Raw genomic sequence first — 19,551 nt, forward strand, 5'->3', positions numbered from 1 at the left:
GCCCATCCCCGTGCCGACGTTCGACCACAACGACCTGCTCCTGCCGCCCGAACCGGGCCAGCGCGCGCTGGCCCGCGAGCTCTACGCCCTGGCAGCGGAGCAGCCCATCATCTCGCCGCACGGGCACGTCGACCCGGCCCTGCTGGCCGAGGACCGACCCTTCCCGGACCCGGCGCAGCTGCTCATCGTGCCCGACCACTACCTGACCCGGATGCTGCTCAGTCAGGGCGTCCCCCCGTCCGACCTGGGTGTGCCCACCCGTGACGGCAGCCCCGTGGAGACCGACGGCCGGGTGATCTGGCGACGCTTCGCCGCGCACTGGCACCTGTTCCGGGGCACCCCCTCGCGGCTCTGGTTGGAGCAGACCTTCCGCACCGTGTTCGGGGTGCACACCCCGCTCGGCCCGGCCACCGCCGACACCCTCTACGACGAGATCACGGCCCGGCTCGCCGAACCGGACTTCCGGCCCCGGGCGCTGTTCGAGCGGTTCAACATCGAGGTGCTCGCCACCACCGAGTCGCCGCTGGACGACCTCGGCCGGCACGCCAAACTCGCCGCCGACGGCTGGGGTGGGCCGGGCGGCCGGGTCGTCACCACCTTCCGCCCGGACGACGTGGTGGACATGGAGTTCGACGGCTGGTCGACCAACGTGGAGCGGCTCGGTGAGCGGGCCGGCGAGGACACCGGCACGTACGCCGGTTACCTGGCCGCGCTGCGTGCCCGGCGCGCCGCGTTCATCGCCGCCGGCGCGACGTCCTCCGACCACGGCCACCCCACCGCCCGCACTCTGGACCTGACGCCGGCCGAGGCCGAGCGGCTGTACGACCGGGGCCGGCGCGGCGAGGCCGACGCCGCCGACGCCGAGGCGTTCCGGGCGCACATGCTTGTGGAGTTCGCCCGGATGTCACTCGACGACGGCCTGGTCATGCAGCTGCACCCCGGCGCGGTGCGCAACCACAACCGTTGGCTGCACGCCCGGCACGGCCGCGACGTCGGCGGCGACATCCCGCAGGCCACCGAGTACGTGCACGCGCTCGCCCCGCTGCTGGAGCGCTACGGCAACGACCCGCGGCTGCGGGTGGTGCTCTACACCCTCGACGAGGACACGTTCACCCGGGAGCTGGCGCCCCTCGCGGGCGGGTACGCCGCGCTGCTGCTCGGCGCGCCCTGGTGGTTCCTGGACTCCCCCGAGGTGCTGCGCCGGTTCCGGGAGACGGTCACCGAAACCGCGGGCTTCTACAACACCACCGGGTTCGTCGACGACACCCGGGCGTTCTGCTCCATCCCGGTACGCCACGACGTCGCCCGTCGGGTCGACGCCGGCTTCCTGGCCCGGCTGGTCGCCGAGCACCGGCTGCCGATGGACGAGGCCGCCGAGACCATCGTCGACCTGGCGTACCGGCTGCCCAAGCAGGTCTTCAACTTCGGAAAGGCCGACCAGTGACGGTGACCATCACCTCCGTCGAGGTGCACGACGTGCGGTTCCCGACCGCCGCCCGGGGCGACGGCTCCGACGCGATCAACCGCGGCGACTACTCGGCGACGTACGTGGAGCTGGGCACCGACGCCGGCCCGACCGGCGCGGGGTTCACCTTCACCAACGGCCGGGGCAACGAGATCACCTGCGCGGCGGTCCGCGCGCTCGCCCACCATGTGCGGGGGCGCACGATCGAGGAGATCACGGCCGAGCCGGTCGCGTTCTGGCGCTCGCTCAGCGCCGACGTGCAGCTGCGCTGGCTGGGCCCGGAGAAGGGCGTCATCCACATGGCGACCGGTGCGCTGGTCAACGCGGTGTGGGACCTGCGGGCCACTTTGGCCGGCAAGCCGATGTGGCGGTTCCTCGCCGAACTGCCCACCGACGAGATCGTGGCCAGCGTCGACTTCCGGCACATCACCGACGCGATCACCCCGGACGAGGCGGCAGCCATCCTGGACAAGGGGCGCGACGGCCTGGCCGACCGGTTGGCCACCCTCGAACGGGACGGTTTTCCCTCGTACACCACCTCGGTCGGCTGGCTCGGCTACCCCGACGACAAGGTGCGGGCGCTGACCCGGCAGGCGTACCAGGACGGCTGGCGGGCGATGAAGATGAAGGTCGGCGGCCCGCTCGCCGACGACCTGCGGCGGGCTCGGATCATCCGGGAGGAGATCGGCCCGGACGCGCTGCTGATGATGGACGCCAACCAGGTCTGGGACGTCGACGAGGCGATCACCGCGATGACCACGCTCGCCGAGGTCGACCCGTACTGGATCGAGGAGCCCACCCACGCCGACGACATCCTCGGCCATGCCCGGATCGCCCGGGCGGTGACCGAGTTGACCGGCGGCCGGTGCCGGGTGGCCACCGGTGAGGTGGCCGCCAACCGGGTGATCTTCAAGCAGTTGTTGCAGGCCGACGCGATCGGCGTGATGCAGATCGACGCCTGCCGGGTCGGCGGCGTCAACGAGGTCCTCGCCGAGCTGCTGCTGGCGGCGAAGTTCGGGGTGCCGGTCTGCCCGCACGCCGGCGGTGTGGGCCTCTGCGAGTACGTCCAGCACCTGGCGATCTTCGACTACCTGCGGGTGGGCACCGGCCTGGACGGTCGGATGGTCGAGTACGTCGACCACCTGCACGAGCACTTCGTCGACCCGGTCCGGACCCGCGGTGGCCGCTACCTGCTGCCCGAGCGACCGGGATACAGCGCCACCATGAAGCCGGCGTCGATCGCCGAGTTCCGCTTCCCGGACGGCCCGGCATGGCGGTGACCGTCGGCGCCTCCCGGCTCGGCCTGGGCATGCTGCGCCACCTGCCCGCCGAAGCCCGCCCCCTGATCCGGCCGGGCACGGTGCCGACGGGCATCGTGCACCTGGGCCTGGGCGCGTTCCACCGGGCACACCAGGCCGTCTTCACCGAGGCGGCGGTCGGCGCTGCCGGCGGCGACTGGGGCATCATGGCCGTCGCCCCCCGCAGCACCGCGATGGTCGAGGCGATCGCCGCCCAGGACAACCTGTTCAGCGTCAGCACCCTCTCCGCCGCCGGCAGCGCCACCCGGGTGGTGGGCGCCCTGAGCGGCGTACGGCACGCTCCCCGCGACCCGGACGCCGTGGTGGCGTTGCTCGCCGACCCGGCGGTACGCGTGGTGACCCTGACCGTCACCGAGAAGGCGTACCAACTCGACCCGGTGACCGGGGAGCTGTCCCCGGACGCGGCGCTCGCCGCGGACCTGGCCGGCGGCCGACCACCGACCACGGTGCCGGGGCTGCTGCTGCGCGGGCTGGCCGCGCGGGCCGCCGCGGGCGCCGGGCCGGTGGCCCTGGTGAGCTGCGACAACCTCCCAGCCAACGGCCGGCGACTGCGCGGAATGCTCGACCAGGCGGTCGGGCGTGCCGACGGGGTGCCCGCCGGGCTGGTCGAGTGGGTGGCCGGCAACGTCACCTGCCCGGGGACCATGGTGGACCGGATCGTGCCGGCCAGCACCCCGGAGACGATCGAGGCGGCACGCCGGGTGCTCGGCGTGACCGACCTGGCCGCGGTCGCCGCCGAACCATACTCGCAGTGGGTGATCGAGGACGACTTCCCCGGCGGACGGCCCGGCTGGGAGCACGCCGGGGCGGTGCTCACCGACGACGCCGGCCCGTGGGAGCGGCTGAAACTGCGCACCCTCAACGGCGTGCACTCGGCCATCGCATACCTGGGTGCGCTGGCCGGTCGGGAGACCATCGCCGAGGCGCTGGAGATCCCGCACCTGGCCGACGTGCTGCGCCGGCTGATCGCCGAGGACGTCGCGGCCAGCTTCACGCCGCCGGACGGGGTCCGGGTGGTCGACTACGGCGAGCAGGTCCTCGCCCGGTTCGGCAACCCGGCAATCCACCACCGCACCCTCCAGGTCGCGTTGGACGGCTCGCAGAAGCTGCCGCAACGCGTCCTGCACACCATCGCCGACCTGCGCGCGGCCGGCCGGTCCGCGCGCTGGGGCGCGCTGGTCGTGGCGTCCTGGTTGCGCTTCGCGCTGGGGTACGCCGACGACGGGCACCCGTTGCCGTTCCAGGACCCCCTCGCCGGGCCGATCCGCGCCGCGCTGGACGCCGGTGCGCAGAGCCCGGCGGGTGCCGTCGACGCGCTCTTCGCGCTGCGCGAGGTCATCCCGGTCGAGGTAGCCGAGGACGACGAGGTCCGCGCCGACGTGATCGCCTGGTTGACTGCGCTGCAACGACACGGCGTCGAGGCCACACTGGCCGGTGCCCGGTGAACGGGCCGACACCGGCCGGTCGGTGGTGAGCGCTGTGACGCCGCCCCGGGTGGCGGTGATCGGGGCGAACGGGCACGGCCGGTGGCACCGGCGGGTGATCGCCCCGCTGCACGCCGCCGGCCGGTTGCGGCTGGTCGCCCTGGTCGACGTCCGACCGGTGGAGGACGATCCGGCGGCGCCGGTGCCGCCCGGGGTCGAGGTGTTCACCGACCACCGGGCGATGCTCGCCGCCACCCGGCCGGAGGTGGTGGTGATCTGCACGCCGCCGCACACCCACCTGGCGATCGCCCGGGACGCCCTGGCCACCGGCGCGGACCTGCTGTTGGAGAAACCGCCGGTGTTGTCGCTGGCCGAGCACGAGGAACTGGCCTGGGCGCTGACCGCCGCCGACCGGGTGGCTCAGGTCGGCTTCCAGGCGCTCGGCTCGGCGGCCCTGACCGCGCTGAGCGACGCGCTGGCGGCAGGCCGGCTGGGCACGGTCACCGGCATCTCCACCGTCGCCGCGTGGCAGCGGCCGGACGCCTACTACGCCCGCTCCTCGTGGGCCGGTCGGCGAAGCCTCGACGGCCGGCCGGTGCTGGACGGCGCGTTGGCCAATCCGCTCGCGCACGCGGTGATGCAGTGCCTGGCGGTCGCCGAGGCGCTCGGTGGGGCGACGCCCTGGCCGGTGGCGATCGAGGTGGAACGCTACCGGGTCCGCCCGATCGAGGTGGAGGACACTGCCGTGCTGCGGGTCCTGTTCCGCGCCGGTCCGCCGGTGCTGGTGGCGGTGACCCTGGCCGCCGAGGAGTTCGTCGCGGGCGAGGTGGTGGTGACCGGCACGGCGGGTCAGGCGGTGCTGGAGTACCCGACGGACCGGTTGCGGCTGCCCGGGGACGTGGTGACCCGCCGCGTCCCGGGGCGGGTGGGGTTGCTGGAGAACCTGCTGGCGCACCGGGACGACCCGGCGGCGGTGCCGCTGATCGCGCCGCTGGCCCGTACCGCGCCGTTCACCGCGCTGCTGGACGCGCTGCGGGTCGCCCCCGAGCCCCGGCTGCTCGACGGCGACCTGGTGACCGTCGTTGGTGAGGGCGGGGAACGGGTACGCCACCTGCGGGGCGTGGTCGACGTGCTGCGTCGGGCGGCCGAGCGGGGGGCGCTTCCGAGCGAACTGGCGGTGCCGTGGGCGGCGGCGGCGTACCGCGCCGAGTTGACCGGATAGGGGGCCCACGGCAACCGGAGTACAAACGTCGCCCGCACTCGGGCGGTCACATCGGACACACCCCCGAATATCCGACCGCCCCACCACCACCAGCGAATGGGAAGAGTCGATGCGCAGAATCCTCACCGGCGTTACGGTGATCGCCCTCCTGCTCGGTGCCAGCCCGGCCGCCGCCGCTGCGCGCCCCGACACCCCGGCCACCGACGGGCTCTCCTGGCTGGCCGGCCATCTCGGACGGCAGACCCTGCCCGAGCGGGACGGCTGGGCGGCCGAGGGCACCGGCACCACCGGCGGTTCGACGGCCGCTCCCGACCGGACCCGGGTGGTGCACAGCCGAGCCGAGCTGGTCGCCGCCCTGGGCGGTGACAACGCCAGCAACGCCACCGACGCCACGCCGAAGCTCATCTACGTCGACGGCGCCATCGACGGTTTCGAAGGGCCGGAGGGCACCGCGCTGAGCTGCGCCGACCTGGCCGACCCGGCGTACCGGTTGGACGCCTACCTGGCCGCGTACGACCCGGCGGTGTGGGGACGGGTTTCCCCGAGCGGGCCGCTGGAAGAGGCCCGGGTGCGTTCGGTGACCAACCAGACCCGGCAGACCCAGATCAACGTCGGCCCGAACACGACGATCGTCGGGCTGCGCGGCGCCCGCCTGACCGGGCTCACCCTCATGATCGACCGGGCGTCGAACGTCATCGTCCGCAACCTGACCCTCGTCGACGCCCGGGACTGCTTCCCCGCCTGGTCACCGACCGACGGAGAGGCCGGCAACTGGAACAGCCAGTACGACCAGATCTCGGTACGCCGCAGCGAGAACGTCTGGGTCGACCACAACACCTTCACCGACGGCGACAACCCGGACAGGGCCCAACCCGTCCACTTCGGACGGCCCTACCAGGTGCACGACGGGTCTCTGGACGTCACGCACACCGCCAGCCTCGTCACCGCGTCGTGGAACCGCTTCACCGGGCGGGACAAGCTGCTGCTGATCGGCTCGTCCAACACTGTCGGCCCGGACGTGGGCCGGTTGAAGGTCACTCTGCACCACAACCTCTTCGACGGCGTCCTGCAACGGCTGCCCCGGGTGCGCTTCGGTCAGGTTGACATCTACAACAACCACTACCGGCTCGGTGGGGACGACTTCCAGTACGCGCTCGGCGTCGGTGTCCAGTCGGCGATCTACGCGCAGAACAACTTCTTCACACTGGACGCGCCGGCCGACCCGGCCGACCTGCTCTACGACTGGGGCGGCACCGCGCTGACCGAGCGGGGGTCCTGGGTGCGCCAGAGCGGCAGCCCGGCCCGGCCGGTCGACCTGCTGGCGGCGTACAACGCGACCCATGACCCGGACCTGGCCGCCGACGCGGGCTGGACGCCCACCCTGCGCCGCGACCCCGTCCTGCCGGCACCACTGGTCCCCCTCCTGGTGGGCCCCCTCGCCGGCGCCGACCGGCTGCCAATCTGACGGATCGGCGCGCCCGCAACTCGCGGTCGGGTGGGCGACGTAGGGGCCCATCGATGTGGTGAAGATCGGCTATAAGTGACGCATGGACTTCCCGCCGCACCTGGGCAGCATGCCGATGCACGCGATCACCGAGATCCACGGCGAACCGGGCCTGCTGGAACGCTTCCGGTTGGAGGTCCAGCAGTTCGACGACGACGCCCGGGAGCGGCTGAACGCCGCGCTGGACCTCGCCGCCGAGCTGCACCGCGACGACCGACGGGTCCGCGAGCCGTACCTGAATCACCTGCTACGGGTGGCGATCCGGTTGATGCACCACTACCAGGTGCGCGACGTGGAGGTGATCGTCGCCGGCCTGCTGCACGACGCGGTGGAGGACCACCCGGCCGAGCTGGCCGGCGGTGAGCCGGGGGCCGACCCGACCGCTGCGGCGCTGGTCGCGCTCGCCGCGCGGTTCGGGCCGCGGGTGGCCACCCTGGTCGCCGCCGTCACCAACCCGGGGTACGACCCGGAGCGGGACCGCAACGCGCAGTACCGGGAGCACCTGGCGGTGAGCCTGGACCGGGAGCCCTGGGCCCGGGTGATCAAGGTGTCGGACTTCACCGACAACGGCGTGGGGGTGATCCACACGGTCGGGCCGAAGGTCGTCTCGTCGGCCCGGAAGTACCGGCCGCTGGTGCCACTCTTCCGGGACCTGATCGGCCGACCGGACACCCCGTTGTCGCCGGCGGTGAAGCGGCACATCTTCGGCCAGCTCGACCTTGCCGAGGAGCGGTTCAGCGCCATCCTCGACCAGCCCGCCCCGAACTGACGGCCCGCTCCCGAGCTGACCGCCGCCTCTGAGCTGACGGTCGCCGCATCACCCGACCGGGTTCCGCGACAAGTTCTCGGATCTTCGGCGAACCTCTCGCATTACGGTGAGTTTGCACCAGATGAGAGGCATCAGCCCTCTTGCTCCTGATTTCTGGTGTGACCCCGATCGAGAGGATTCGGACCATGCGCGACCTTTCTCGTCGTGATCTGCTCAAGGCGACGGCCGTCGGCGCCGGAGCGGTCGCTCTTCCAAGCGTGATCGCCGGCAGCTCGGCGATCGCGGCCGACGGTCCCGGGTCGTCCTCCGGCGCCACGTACCCACCGGCGGAACTGACCGGGCGCATCGTCCGCCCCCAGAACCCGAACTACGCGGAGGCCAGCCTCGGCTGGGACGAGCTGTTCGTGCGCTATCCCCTGGTCATCGTGTTCGCCCAGGAGACCCAGGACGTGGTCAATGCCCTCACCTGGGCGCGGCAGCACGACCTCGCGCTGCGGGTACGCAGCGGGCGCCACAGCCTCGAAGGCTGGTCGAACGTCGACAACGGCATCGTGATCGACGTCAGCGAGCTGAAGGACGTCCACATCGACGCCGCCGCTCGCGTGGCGAAGCTCGGCGCGGGGCTCAACCAGTCGGAGGCGATCACCGCACTCGGGGAGTACGACTTCGCGGCGACGACCGGAACGGAGGGGACCGTCGGCCTGTCCGGCGCGACCCTCGGCGGCGGCTTCGGGTTCCTCACCCGCTATCTCGGCATGGCCTGCGACAACCTGATCGGCGCGGAGATCGTCGTCGCGGCCGGCGCCAACGGCGCGAAGGTGCTCGAGGTGGACCCGTGGAATTACCCGGACCTGCTCTGGGCCCTGCGCGGCGCCGGAAACGGCAACTTCGGGATCGTCACGTCGCTGACCTACAAGGTGGCCCCGCTGAAGAGCGTCGCCTACCTTCAGGCGACCTGGCCGGGCCTCGACAACCTGCACGAGGTCTTCGAAAACTGGCAGCGCACCGCGCCCTTCAGCGACCCCCGCCTCGGCACCCAGGTCGAGGTGCACCCGAACGAGATCCTGCTGTTCGCGGTGCTCGCCGAGGGATCGGAGGCCGAGACGAGGAAACTGCTGGAGCCCATCCTCTCGATCGGCGACCCCGAGGTCACAGTGCAGATCGGCGGCTGGAGCGAGACCTACTCCGGCTTCCAGATCCCGAGCGACGAAGAGCCGGCGAAGTGGAAGTTCTTCTCGCAGTTCACCAGGCAGCCCTTCCCGGCGAAGGCGATCAGTATCGTCCGCGAGTTCATGGAGAACTCCCCGTCGCCGGACAGCAACTTCTTCACCCAGGCCTTCGGCTCCGGAGCCCAACGACAGGAACCCTTCGGCGGTGCGGCCTTCCCACACCGCGACGCGCTCTTCTACTCCGAGCCCGGCGCGGGCTGGGGCACCCGCGGCGAGCCCGACAGCGATGACGCCATCACCCCGATCGCCCAGACCTGGATCGCCGAGTTCAGCCAGGCGCTGCGGCCCTACGTGGACGGCGCCTACGTCAACGTGCCGAACATCGGCATGGCGGAGTGGGAGGAGGCCTACTGGGGGCGCAACTTCCCACGGCTGCGCAAGATCAAGGCAAAGTACGACCCGCACAACGTCTTCCAGTACGAGCAGAGCATCCCGCCCGCGACGCACTGACCAACCTGACCGGTCAGACCAGCCGGACTGGTAAGACCAGCCGGACCGGTCAGACCAGCCGGACCGGTCAGACCAGCGACGCGGGAGGCACACCACCCGCTCGGCCGGATCTCCTCCCACCCCACCCACCCCAGCCGCCCCCTTTGCTCTGCACCCATGGACGCACCACTTACAGACCGTGAGCGTCGCATCCGTGGGTGCAGAGCAAAGGACGGATGTCCGGGTGCGCCGGGAGGCCGGCCTGGGCGGAGTCTGGGCTGGTGGGACGCCGGGATGGGCCCTGCGGCCGGCCGGTCACGGAAAGGGGACGGTCACCCTGGGTGCAGGCCGGCGCGAACAAGACGCTCCAGCCACGGGGTCGGCGCGACCCCCAACTCGCGGCCCAGGTCGGCGCGGAACAGCTCGAACCGCCGTACCGCCTCGTTGATGTTGCGCTCCGCCAGGTGCACCGCGATCAGCGTGCGGGTGGCGCTCTCCCGCAGCGGCTCCAACTGCACAGCGGTCAACGCCACCTGCACCGCCTCGCTGTACCGGCCCTGCGAGGTGAGCCGCTCGGCGAGCGCCTCCAACGCGTACAGCTGGGTCTGGCGCAACCGTTCCCGCTCGGTCAGCACCCAGTCGTCGTACCAGCCGGGCAGCAGCTCACCGGTCGCCAGCGCCGGCACACCGGGGCCGACGTCGACAGGTGACCCGCCGGCCAGCAGGGCGGTGGCCGCCGCGCCCAGGGTGGCCACGTCGCTGGTCACCCCGGCGGCCAGGGCCAGCCGGTCGTCCTCGTCCACCAGGGGTTCGGGAGTCACCCGGTGCAGCCGCCAGAGCATCGTGCGCAGGTTGGCCCGGGCCCGGTCCTCGTGCGAGCCGGGCCAGAGCGTGCCGGCGGCCTCCGAGCGGGCACACCGCTGGCGTACGCCGAGGTAGGCCAGCAGTCGGCGGGCGCCCTGCGGCACCGTCACCACCCGCCCGTCGCGTTCCAACCCGAACCCACCGAGCAGCCGCAACGCGTACCGGGGAGGCCGCCCCGCCTCGATCTCGGGTGCCGCGGTGCGAAGGTCGTGCGTAACCTCGTGAACAGCCATTCCTGCGCCTCTCGCACCCGATCGCCCCGTGGGACTTCACGGTCGGGTGTGGACGATCGCCGCGCCAGCGCAGTGTCGTCACACCGACCCGGCGAGCGGCGTGGATCAACCGTTCGCCGGATCCGGCACCGACCGTTCAGCGCAGCTTGCTCAGCGTCCGGGCGTACCCGGTCCACTCGGCGGCGTCGCCGACGTTCGCGCGCACCTGCGCCTCCTTCATGATGGCGAGCACCTGCTCTGTCGGGGCCTCGGCCAACTTGCCGAGCGTGCTGATCCCGGCGCGGGCCAGCGCCGCCCGGGCCTTGGTCGGCACCCCGCTGAGCATGGCGATGTCGGCGTCGCCGACGTTCTCCAACTCACCCTCGATGCCGAGCGCCGCGGCGACCGCCGACTGGGCGCCAACGGTGGTCCGGACGATCACCGCCTCCCGCTCGCTCACCTCGCCGAGCATCGCGTCCACGCTCGGGTAGTTGGTGTCCGCCGGCAGCACCTTGAGCACGTCGCGGATCAGCCGACCGTCGGCCACCTCCTCCTCGCCGAACGCGCGGATGAACTCCGACAGCTTCACCTCGCGCGGGAAGCGCTGCCGGACGTCACCGTTCTCGGCGGCGTACCGCTGCAGGTAGGCCGCGCCCCGGACCTTCGGCCCGACGACCACGTCGACGCCGAGGGTCTCCACGGCGGGCAGCACGATGGTGCCGGCCTTGGTCTGCCAGATGCTGACCTTCTTGTCCATGAACATCGTGGTGCCCATGTACTTGCCGAAGTCCAGCGCGCCGATGTAGTTGGGGATCTGCTCGATCGCGTACGGGCCCGGGCTGACCTTGTTCTCGTGCACCGTCGAGTGCAGCCGGTTGATCTCCGCGCGGATCTCGTCGAGAAGCCGCCGCAGGCTGACCCGCATCGCCGCCATGCAGGAGAACGCCTTGGCCAGGTCGGTGCCGAGGTGGTCCAGGTCGTGTTCGATGCGGTGGAACCGCTCGTTGAAGCCCTGCTCCCCCGGGGTCTGCCCGGCCTGCACCACGTCCTCGCCGTCGACCCAGTCGCTGTGGGCGAAGGTGCGCGCGAACGGCGGCGGCGCGCAGCCCGGCTCCACTGCGGGGAACGACTCGGCGTAGCTGAACACCCGCTTCGCGGTGCCCACGTTCTCGTAGATCCAGGATGAGACCAGCACACTGGCGTCCGAGGCCGGAATGCCGTGCTTGGTGAACGCCTCGTACAGCTCGGTGACGGTCACCCCGTCGTAATTGATCTCGCTCGCCATGGTGGTGTCCCTCTCAGAGCTGGTCGTACACGCCGCGGTGCCGGCGCTGCTGGAAGGTGCGGAAGGTCCGGGCCACCGTCGGGCGCAGCGGCTCGGCGGTGCCGTCGGCGTCGAGGTCGACGTGGTCGCGGCGAATGCCGAACGTGTTGATCTCCACGCCGAGCGGGCAGACCCGGGTCAGCGCGTTCATCAGGCGCTCGTACTGCGCCAGGGTCAACGTCACCCCGTCGGGCAGCTCCACCCGGAACTCGTACGGGTCGGTCCGGCCGGTCCGCACGTAGGAGAGCGCCACCACGGCGACCAACCCGGCGTGGGTGGGCCGCAGCGCGGTCCGCGCGCCGACCGCCTTGATCTCCGCGGTGCCGCCGCCGAGCCCCACTGTGTACCAGCGGAACCCCGTGGCCCGGCGCTCGGCCAGGTTCAGCCCGGCCTGCGGCAGCCCGATCACGCTGCACACCAGCAGGATCCGGTTGCCCGTCTCGACCAGCGGCAGCGCGGCGGCGAGGTGCTGCTCGCGCAGCAGCCCGACCAGGCGGGCCAGCCGGTCGCCGGCAGCCGGCTGGCCGGCGATCAGCGCGCTGGCCAACGCGGCCGGCAGCTCGATGGTCTCCACCAGCTCGTCGGGAAGGCGGTTCAGCGCGGCGACCACCGGGGCCGGGTCCCGTACCGCGGGAAGGCCGGCGGCGGCCAGCACCTGGTCCACCGGCTGCCCGGCCGGCCGGGTCGGCACCGCCGCCCACCGGGTCCGGGCCGCCGCGTCGGTCAGCGGCGTCCACGCCGGCTCCCCAGAGCCGGTCCAGGCCGACGCGGCGGCGACCAGACCGGCGAGGAGCAGCGCGTTGCCGCCCGGGTCGCCCGGCGCGTGGAACTGCGCCTCGACAGGTGTGTCGGCCCCGACCGCGGCGCTCAGCGGCGCGGTCACCGCCAGCCCTCGGGTGGGCAGGTGCGACAGATACATCCTGGTGGTGCTGACCCGGTGCGTCGTCGGCAACCCGCACACCCGCCACAGCCAGGCCAGCTCCCCGTCGGCTGCCACAGTGGGCACGCCCTGCGCACGGGCGGCGGCGATCAGCGCCTCGGCGGTCCGGTCGGCCGTGACCGCCCGACCGGTGTCCAGCACCCGATTGCGCAGGTCGGTGGCCTGCGCGGGGGTCGGCCAGCTCACGTCGACGCCGAGGCCCAGCTCGTAGCGACTGCCACCGGCGTCGTCCTGGGCCCGGGTCACCTGCCAGACGATGGACGAGCCGAGCGCCCGGCAGACCCGACCGGCCCGGTCCAGGGCGGCGGCCAGCGGCGGTGCGACGCCGTGCGCGCTGTCGAAGGCGTACGACTGGCGCAGGCTGGCCCGCAGCGCGGTGACCTCGGCCAGCCGACTGGCCGGCAACGCCCGGCCGGCGTGCACTGTGTTGTTCGGCGGGGTGTTCGCGGGCAGCACCAGCCGGTCGCGGCGCAGTTGCGCGAGGAAGTTCGTGCGGTGCTGCGGATCGCCGGCGGCCACCAGACGGATCGCCACCGCGAACCGGTCGTCGTCCTCGCGCACTGTGAACCGGGCGCCGCCGGGCAGGTCGGCGAAGAGCCCGGTGTTCGGGTCGGTGTCCGTGCCAGTCCCGTTGAGCAGCCGGCGCACCGCACCAGGGGTGGGCAGCAGGAACCGCCGGTAGAGACCGAGCCGGTGGGCGTACGCGGCGTCCGGCTCGCGGGCCGGTGGGGCCAGGCGGCGGGCGTACACCTCACCGGAGGCCGGCTCGTGCACCAGCTCGTCGACGAAGCGGGCCACCCCGACGTCGGCGCCGATCCGGTCCAGTGCGTCGCGCCGGGCGTGCGCGAGGGTCCGGTACGCGTGCACCTCCCGGGCCGCGCGGCGCAGCCGGTGCTTCTCGTACGACATCAGGTAGAGCAGCCGGCCCAGGTTGCCCTCCAGCACGGCCAGCTCGACCAACCCGGTGAGCGCGGCACCGGTGACCGCCGTGGCGGCGGCGCCTTCGACGGCCCGCTCGGCCGTCACGGCGACGGGGAACGACGCGACCAACGGCTCGTCGGCGGTGTCCGGGGCGTACGCCGGCACCGACGCCCCGGCGGCCGACCAGGGCGCGAAGACCACCGGCGGCAGCACCCGCTGGCCCGCGCCGCCGGGGTCCACAGTGACGGTCACCCGCACGGTCTCCTCGGCCAGGTCGCGGCGCAGCACGACGGTGAGCAGCGGGTGGCGGCTGGTCCAGTCCACGACGGCGGCGCCGGTGCCGGTCAGTGGCACCACCACCCGCCGGACGGTGCCCGGGTACGGGCCTTCCAGCTGGTCGACGAGGTTACGTTCGACGGACGGGTCGGCGCCGTCCACGGGTACCCGGATGTCGGTCATCGGTCCCCCGCTCAGACGATCCGGAACGGCCGGGGCTCGTCCCGGTCGACGTAGACGGGCACCTGGTTCGCGGCGAGCACCGCGTTGTCGCCGACCGGCAGGCGCTGCACCCCGTCGCCGGTGGGCGCGCTGCCGGTCACCACCACCGCCGAGTCGGCCGGGAAGCGGACCAGCCGCAGTGCGCGGACGTCCGCGACGCCCGGCTCGTTCATCAGCGTCCAGATCACCTCGGCGGCGCGGACCGGCTCACCGAAGGGCAGCTCGTCGACGTAGCGGCGCAACCGGGCGTGCAGGCGGGCCCGCAGCTCGGTGGCCGCTGTGGACGCGTTCACCGTCTCCTTCGAGCCGGTGGGCAGGGGCAGGCCCCGGATCACCAGATCGGCCTCGACACCGATGCCCACCTCGTCGGCACGGTCCACGGAGGCGAAGATGCCCACCGGGCGCAGGTCCTCGATGACCGACTCGACGGCGGCGTGCAGCCCGTCCGGGCCGTCCCAGATGGCCGCGGCGGTGGGCGCGACCAGCACCGTGACGTAGTACGGGTTGCCGAGGTCACGTTCGGTGCTGAAGACCCGCTCGATGAAGTTGAAGTTGCCGAAGATGGACTGGTTGAGGTCCAGCCCGCCCCGACCGTCGAAGACCTGCACCTGACGTACGCCGGGCACTGTCGCCACGGCCAGACCGATCGCCTCGGCTGTCCAGATGGAGCGGGGCGCGGCCAGCAGCAGCTGCCGGTAGCGCGCGTCGGGGACCTGCTGTTCGCCCCCGGTCAGCGCGACGGTGTGGGTGATCTCCACCAGTTCCTTGCCGGCGGCCTGCTCGGCGTCGTCCAGGTCGGCCAGCAGGGTGTCGGCCCGGTTCCAGCGGTCGATCTTCTGGCTGGGTTGCGCTGGGTCGAGGTTGTGCGCCGGGCCGGGGTAGAACGCGGCGACGGCCGGCACCCGTTCGCCCACGGCGGCGGAGAGCACCACCGTCTCGTCCAGCGCCACGTGGTGCCCGCCGGGTGTGGACAGCCGCGCTCCCCGGGGCAGTGTGAGCTGGGTGCGCCCGGTGGGCAGGGCGGCCTTCAGCTTCAGCTTCACCGTGCCCTTCGCCGGCAGGTACGGGCGGGGTATGCCGAGTTCCTCGCCGAGGCGGGTCAACGCGTCGGCGGTCGCCGACACCACGTACGAGTTGTCGTAGACGGCACCGAGCGCCGCCCACAGCCGGGCGTCCTCCAGCGCGGCCAGTTCCAGGACCTTGCGAAGCACCGCTCCGCTGGTCAGGTCGATGTCGTCGCCGAAGAGCAGCCGGGCGGTGGCCAGCTTCTCGGCGAGCAACCGGGCGAAGGACTTCGGCACGAAGCCGCTCTCGACGATGCCGAAGCCGGTCGAGCCGGTGGCCCGCAGCGCGGTGGCGTCGACGGCCAGGACGTCGGCCAGCTCGGCCGGGAGGGTGGGATCAGACACTGGGCAGCTCCCCGAGATGCACCGAGAGCCGGTCGTCGGTGATGGTTTCGAACTGGACCTGCACCTGGAGGGTGCGGGACGCGCGCAGCGCGGCCTTCGCCGCGTCGTCGGTGCCGTTCGCGCCGAGCCGACCGTCGTCGAGGTTCACGTCGACGATCTTGCGGACGCGGGGGTCGCGGTCGAGCAGCGTGATGATGCCGATGCGCACCTGCTCGCGGATCAGGTTCGGCTCGATCTGCTCGGCGAGGGCGTTGAGACCGTCGAAGCCGAAGGTGGCGTCGAAGACGTTCGAGCCGCGCAGGGTGGTCAGGGCCACCGCGAGGCTCTGGGCCACGTTGTCAGTGCCGGCGACGAGGGCCAGCACCCGGCCGTTCGGGCCGTCGTCGAAGACGATGTCGCGGGCCAGGTCCAGGCCGGGCATGGTGGGTTCGAAGGCGAGGCCCCAGCCGAGGTAGCGGCGCTGGGCGGCCTGCCGTTCCCGCTCGGTCCGATCCATCTCAGACCGCCTTCAGCTTGCTCTGCCCGGCGCTGGCGGACAGGCCGGGGGTGCTGCCGTTGGTGGCGCCGCTGAGTGTGGCCAGCGCCACGCCGGCCCAGCCGACGTGCAGCTTCTGGGCGGCGCCGGTCGCCGACACCACCGTCTTGCACTGCACGGTGGAGCTGCTGTCGGTGATCGTGCAGCCGGTCACCGACTTGCCGGTGATCCCGTCGAGGCGGGTCACCTGGGCGCCGGCCACGATCAGCTTCGCCTGCCCGGCCGGGGTGACCGCGCCCTGGTTGGGGCAGTGCACGTTGCTCGACGTGGTGAGCACGAAAGCCATGTCGCTCTCCTCAGTGGACGTTCATCGCGTTGCTGACCTGGACGTCGACGTCGTCGGCGGCGATGTTGACGGTGCCGCCGCTGATGTTCACCGCGCCGTTGCCCGCGTCCAGGTCGATCTGGGTGGCGGTGATGGTGATGGAGCCGTCCTGCTTCATCACGATCGACGACCGTCCGGCGGCGTGCTCGATGGTGATGCTGTCGGCCTCGTCGGCGCGGGCTGGGCGCTGACCGCGCCCCTGCAACTGGGCCCGGCCCACCCGCACGGTCAGCTCACCCAGCTCGATGACCCGGTTGCCGTCACCGTCGGTGAGGTCGTGCGCCACCTTGCCCTCGTGGTCGGCCGGCACCACCGTGTCGCCGACCGACGAGCGACTGTTGGTGGCCACCCCGACCGGCAGGGACAGCCACCAGTCCCCCGGCTGGGAGACCGGGGCGTGCCCGGTGGGCCAGAGCGCTCCCACCTCCACCGGGTCGTCCGGCGCGCCGTTGCGGTAGGCCAGCGCCACCCGGGTGCCCGGGTAGCGGGGCAGGATGAGCCCGCAGCCACCCCAGGCGAACGGGGTCAGGTAGGTCACCCCGGGCAGCGGCGCGGGCTGCTCCCGGCGGACCGGCAGGCGGCGGGCGCCGTTGGGGCGCCCGTCCGGGCGGGCCAGCCCCTCCCACACCGTCTCGGTCTGCGCCGGCGGTTCGACCGCGCCGGTGGCGTTGGTGGCCGCCGCGCGTACCTCGCCGATCTCCAGGCCACGCGTCTCGCCCCGGGCGGCGCGGGCGGCCCGGCGCACCGCCTCGGCGGCGGCCACCCCGGGCGAGGACGCCGGACCGGCCGGCTCGGCCGCGCCCACGCCGGAGGCGTCACTCCAGCTGTCCCAGGCCTGGGCGCCCGAGGTGACCTCGACGCCCTGCACCACGGTGACGAAACCGGCGGTACGCGACAGGGTGTGCCGGGCCGCGCTGAGGTAGAGCAGCTTCGCCCCAGCGCCCAACTCCCCGGTCGACGGGGCGAACGGGGCCGCGAACGAGCCGAGCAGTGCCGCTCCGACGCTGCCCAGCGTGGTGGCCTCGTCCACCGCCGGCGGGTCGAAGCGCACCAGGTCGCCGGGCTTCAGGTCGGGGCGGCCCTTGAGGGTCAGTGTCCACGCCCAACGGCGCGGCGCGGCGGTGCCGCCGGCCTCGGTGGCCGCGTACGGGTCGGTGTCCTGGCTGCCGTTCTCGGTGCAGGCGAGCAGGCCGGTGGCGAGGGTGAGCGGCTTGGGCTCCCCCTCCGGGTAGGGGATCGGCCGCTTGCCGACGTGCACGGTGCCGTCCCGGATCAGCAGCATCCCCCGCCCGTACGTGTTGAGCGACTGCTGCAACGCGCCGCCGATCCGCTCCAGCGCGGCGCGGTGGAGCAGCCCGGCGCCGAAGGCGACCCGCTCGTCGCCGGCCGCCTCGGTGGCGCCCCTGGTCATCGTGCCGTCCGGGTTCGCGCCCCAGGTGGCGATGTCCACTCTGGTCCGCTCGGCGACGGCCCGGATCGCGGCGCTGAAGGTCGCCGCCTCGAACCGCTCGGCGACCCGCTGACCGAGCCGGGCGTACGCCTGCTCGACGAGGGTCAGCTCGGTGTCGTACGTCCGCTCGCCGGTGAGCCGGCGCACCTTCGTCACCCGCAGCACGGCGACCAGCGCCTGGGTCAGCTCGGCCGGGGTCGGCCCGGCGTTGACGCCGACCAGGTTGGTGAAGAACGCGCCGACCGAGGTGTTGGCGTCGCGCCAGTACAGGTGCAGTTTCGCCACCAGCGGTGGTTGACCCTCGGCGGTGCGCAAGAGTGCGAAGTGCTCGTCGATCAGCCCCTGCACGGTGATCGTGTACGCGCCGGGGCCCAACCCGTCGGGCAGCGCGGCGTCGATGGCCGCGTAGTAGTCGGCGCTGGACAGCGTGAGCGCGGCGTCCTGGCTCAGCCCGGTCGGGGTCTCCCGGTGGAAGGTCAGGGTCCAACCGGCGTCGTTGCCGACGGCGCCCTGGCGGACCTGACCGGTCTGGAACGGCGTTAGCGTCATCGCAGCACCCTCCGCAGCTTCTTGTCGAGCAGGTAGCGGTAGCGCAGCCGGCCGGGGCCCAGCTCAGATTCGACGCGCTGGGCGGGTGGGCGGCGACGCCAGACGAACTCGTTGATCGGTGGCGGCCCGAACTGGTCCGCCGCGCGGTCGGCGCGCCGCCAGGCCAGCGCGATGGACGAGCCGTAGTCGCCGGAGCCGCGTACCGTCCCGGCGTGCAGCAGCCAGCCGAGCACCACCACCTCGACGGCGATCGGGGTGGCGGCGCGAGCGGGCTGCGCGGTGGCGGCGACCGCCGGGCCGGCGTCGGGGCAGACCCGGCGCAGACCTGCGGCGAGCGGCACCGAACCGAGGATCCGGGTGCCCTGCCGGACCACCAGTCGCAGCGGCACCCGCCCGACCAGCGCCGGTGGCGGGGGCACGGCCGGGGGCGCGGGCCGGGGCTCCAGGTCGTCGGCGGAGGTGCTGACCACCGCGAGGGGGTCGGTGTTCAGCCACTGCCGGGCCAGGCCGGTGGGCAGGATCAGCACCGCGTGGACACCGGCGCCCAGCTCGACGCGGTGCGGGAGGCCGGCGGTGAGGCTCTGCCGTACCTCGGTGAACCCGTCGGGCACCTCGACAGGTGTCTCCGGCAGCAGGTAGCGGTCGATCGGGAACGGTGGCATCAGTTGCCCAACCCGTCGGCGAGCGCGCCGACTCCGATGCTGGCCACGTCGAGCAGCTTGCCGAGCAGGCTGGGACGGGGCACGTGGACGAGGGTGATGGTGGTGTCCAGGACGTCGCGGCGGGCGGCGGACGCGTTGAAGGTCAGCGACTGCACCTGCATGTCGGTGCGGATGGTCATCGAGGTGACCAGGATCAGCCCGCCGAACTTCCCCCCGGAGTACGCGGCGAGGGCGGTGCCGCGTTTGCTCGCCTCGGCCATCGTCTCCAGGGCGAACTTCCAGGCGTAGCGTTCCGCGCCGACGAGGACCCCGGTCAGGGTGATGGTGTCGTCGTGGGTGGCCACGATGGCCTTGTGCGCGGTGGAGCCGATCGGCGGCAGGTGGTAGGTCTGCGCGAGGGAGATGGCGGTGACGGCCCAGAGCGGGATCGGCAGCACCCCGTCGCTGATGATCGCCGACGGCACCGTGCCGTACCGCATGAAGCTGCTGGTGATGGCCATG

General features: G+C 72.8%; 16 protein-coding genes. 7 read left to right on the forward strand and 9 right to left on the reverse strand.

Going from position 1 to position 19,551, the window contains the following annotated elements:
* Nucleotides 1–10: 10 nt before the first annotated feature.
* From uxaC to CLT68_RS23365, 7 genes are all read left to right on the forward strand, one after another.
* Nucleotides 11–1,444, forward strand: coding sequence for a glucuronate isomerase (uxaC, locus tag CLT68_RS23335; protein WP_099854026.1), 1,434 nt, complete (start codon nt 11–13; stop codon nt 1,442–1,444).
* Nucleotides 1,441–2,745, forward strand: coding sequence for an enolase C-terminal domain-like protein (locus CLT68_RS23340; protein ID WP_199177127.1), 1,305 nt, complete (start codon nt 1,441–1,443; stop codon nt 2,743–2,745). The genes uxaC and CLT68_RS23340 overlap by 4 nt, the downstream gene beginning before the upstream one ends.
* The gene (locus tag CLT68_RS23345; protein WP_099854027.1) at nt 2,736–4,229 is read left to right on the forward strand and encodes a mannitol dehydrogenase family protein; all 1,494 of its coding nucleotides are present in this window, start codon (nt 2,736–2,738) and stop codon (nt 4,227–4,229) included. Before CLT68_RS23340 ends, CLT68_RS23345 begins: the two co-directional genes overlap by 10 nt.
* Entirely contained in the window at nt 4,219–5,430 is a 1,212-nt protein-coding gene (locus CLT68_RS23350; RefSeq protein ID WP_486482284.1) for a Gfo/Idh/MocA family protein, read from the forward strand. Before CLT68_RS23345 ends, CLT68_RS23350 begins: the two co-directional genes overlap by 11 nt.
* A 109-nt stretch (nt 5,431–5,539) precedes the next feature.
* Entirely contained in the window at nt 5,540–6,895 is a 1,356-nt protein-coding gene (locus CLT68_RS23355) for a polysaccharide lyase family 1 protein (protein WP_099854029.1), read from the forward strand.
* Nucleotides 6,896–6,977: 82 nt separating this feature from the next.
* Nucleotides 6,978–7,703 carry an HD domain-containing protein gene (locus CLT68_RS23360; RefSeq protein WP_088948431.1) on the forward strand — a complete coding sequence of 242 codons (726 nt, stop codon included), beginning with the start codon at nt 6,978–6,980 and terminating at the stop codon, nt 7,701–7,703.
* A gap of 185 nt (nt 7,704–7,888) precedes the next feature.
* Entirely contained in the window at nt 7,889–9,382 is a 1,494-nt protein-coding gene (locus tag CLT68_RS23365) for an FAD-binding oxidoreductase (RefSeq protein ID WP_099854031.1), read from the forward strand.
* Nucleotides 9,383–9,693: 311 nt separating this feature from the next.
* Here the strand turns inward: CLT68_RS23365 and CLT68_RS23370 are convergent, their stop codons facing one another.
* From CLT68_RS23370 to CLT68_RS23410, 9 genes are all read right to left on the reverse strand, one after another.
* The gene (locus CLT68_RS23370; protein WP_088948432.1) at nt 9,694–10,458 is read right to left on the reverse strand and encodes an AfsR/SARP family transcriptional regulator; all 765 of its coding nucleotides are present in this window, start codon (nt 10,456–10,458) and stop codon (nt 9,694–9,696) included.
* 136 nt (nt 10,459–10,594) lie between these two features.
* Nucleotides 10,595–11,722, reverse strand: coding sequence for a hypothetical protein (locus tag CLT68_RS23375; RefSeq protein ID WP_099854033.1), 1,128 nt, complete (start codon nt 11,720–11,722; stop codon nt 10,595–10,597).
* 13 nt (nt 11,723–11,735) lie between these two features.
* The gene (locus CLT68_RS23380) at nt 11,736–14,081 is read right to left on the reverse strand and encodes a hypothetical protein (protein ID WP_099854035.1); all 2,346 of its coding nucleotides are present in this window, start codon (nt 14,079–14,081) and stop codon (nt 11,736–11,738) included.
* A gap of 11 nt (nt 14,082–14,092) precedes the next feature.
* Entirely contained in the window at nt 14,093–15,529 is a 1,437-nt protein-coding gene (locus CLT68_RS23385; protein WP_158240917.1) for a baseplate J/gp47 family protein, read from the reverse strand.
* On the reverse strand, nt 15,522–16,025 hold the full coding sequence (locus tag CLT68_RS23390) for a hypothetical protein (RefSeq protein WP_099854039.1): 504 nt from the start codon (nt 16,023–16,025) through the stop codon (nt 15,522–15,524). Before CLT68_RS23390 ends, CLT68_RS23385 begins: the two co-directional genes overlap by 8 nt.
* A gap of 1 nt (nt 16,026) precedes the next feature.
* A complete protein-coding gene (locus CLT68_RS23395) occupies nt 16,027–16,350 on the reverse strand; it encodes a hypothetical protein (RefSeq protein ID WP_099854041.1) in 324 nt (107 codons plus the stop codon).
* Nucleotides 16,351–16,360: 10 nt separating this feature from the next.
* Nucleotides 16,361–18,388 carry a hypothetical protein gene (locus tag CLT68_RS23400; protein ID WP_099854043.1) on the reverse strand — a complete coding sequence of 676 codons (2,028 nt, stop codon included), beginning with the start codon at nt 18,386–18,388 and terminating at the stop codon, nt 16,361–16,363.
* A complete protein-coding gene (locus CLT68_RS23405) occupies nt 18,385–19,050 on the reverse strand; it encodes a hypothetical protein (protein WP_099854045.1) in 666 nt (221 codons plus the stop codon). The genes CLT68_RS23400 and CLT68_RS23405 overlap by 4 nt, the downstream gene beginning before the upstream one ends.
* Nucleotides 19,050–19,550: a hypothetical protein gene (locus tag CLT68_RS23410; RefSeq protein WP_053659787.1), complete on the reverse strand. Its 501-nt coding sequence runs from the start codon at nt 19,548–19,550 to the stop codon at nt 19,050–19,052. Before CLT68_RS23410 ends, CLT68_RS23405 begins: the two co-directional genes overlap by 1 nt.
* Between the last annotated feature and the right edge of the window lies 1 nt (nt 19,551).

The sequence above is a fragment of the Micromonospora sp. CNZ299 genome (assembly GCF_002754415.1).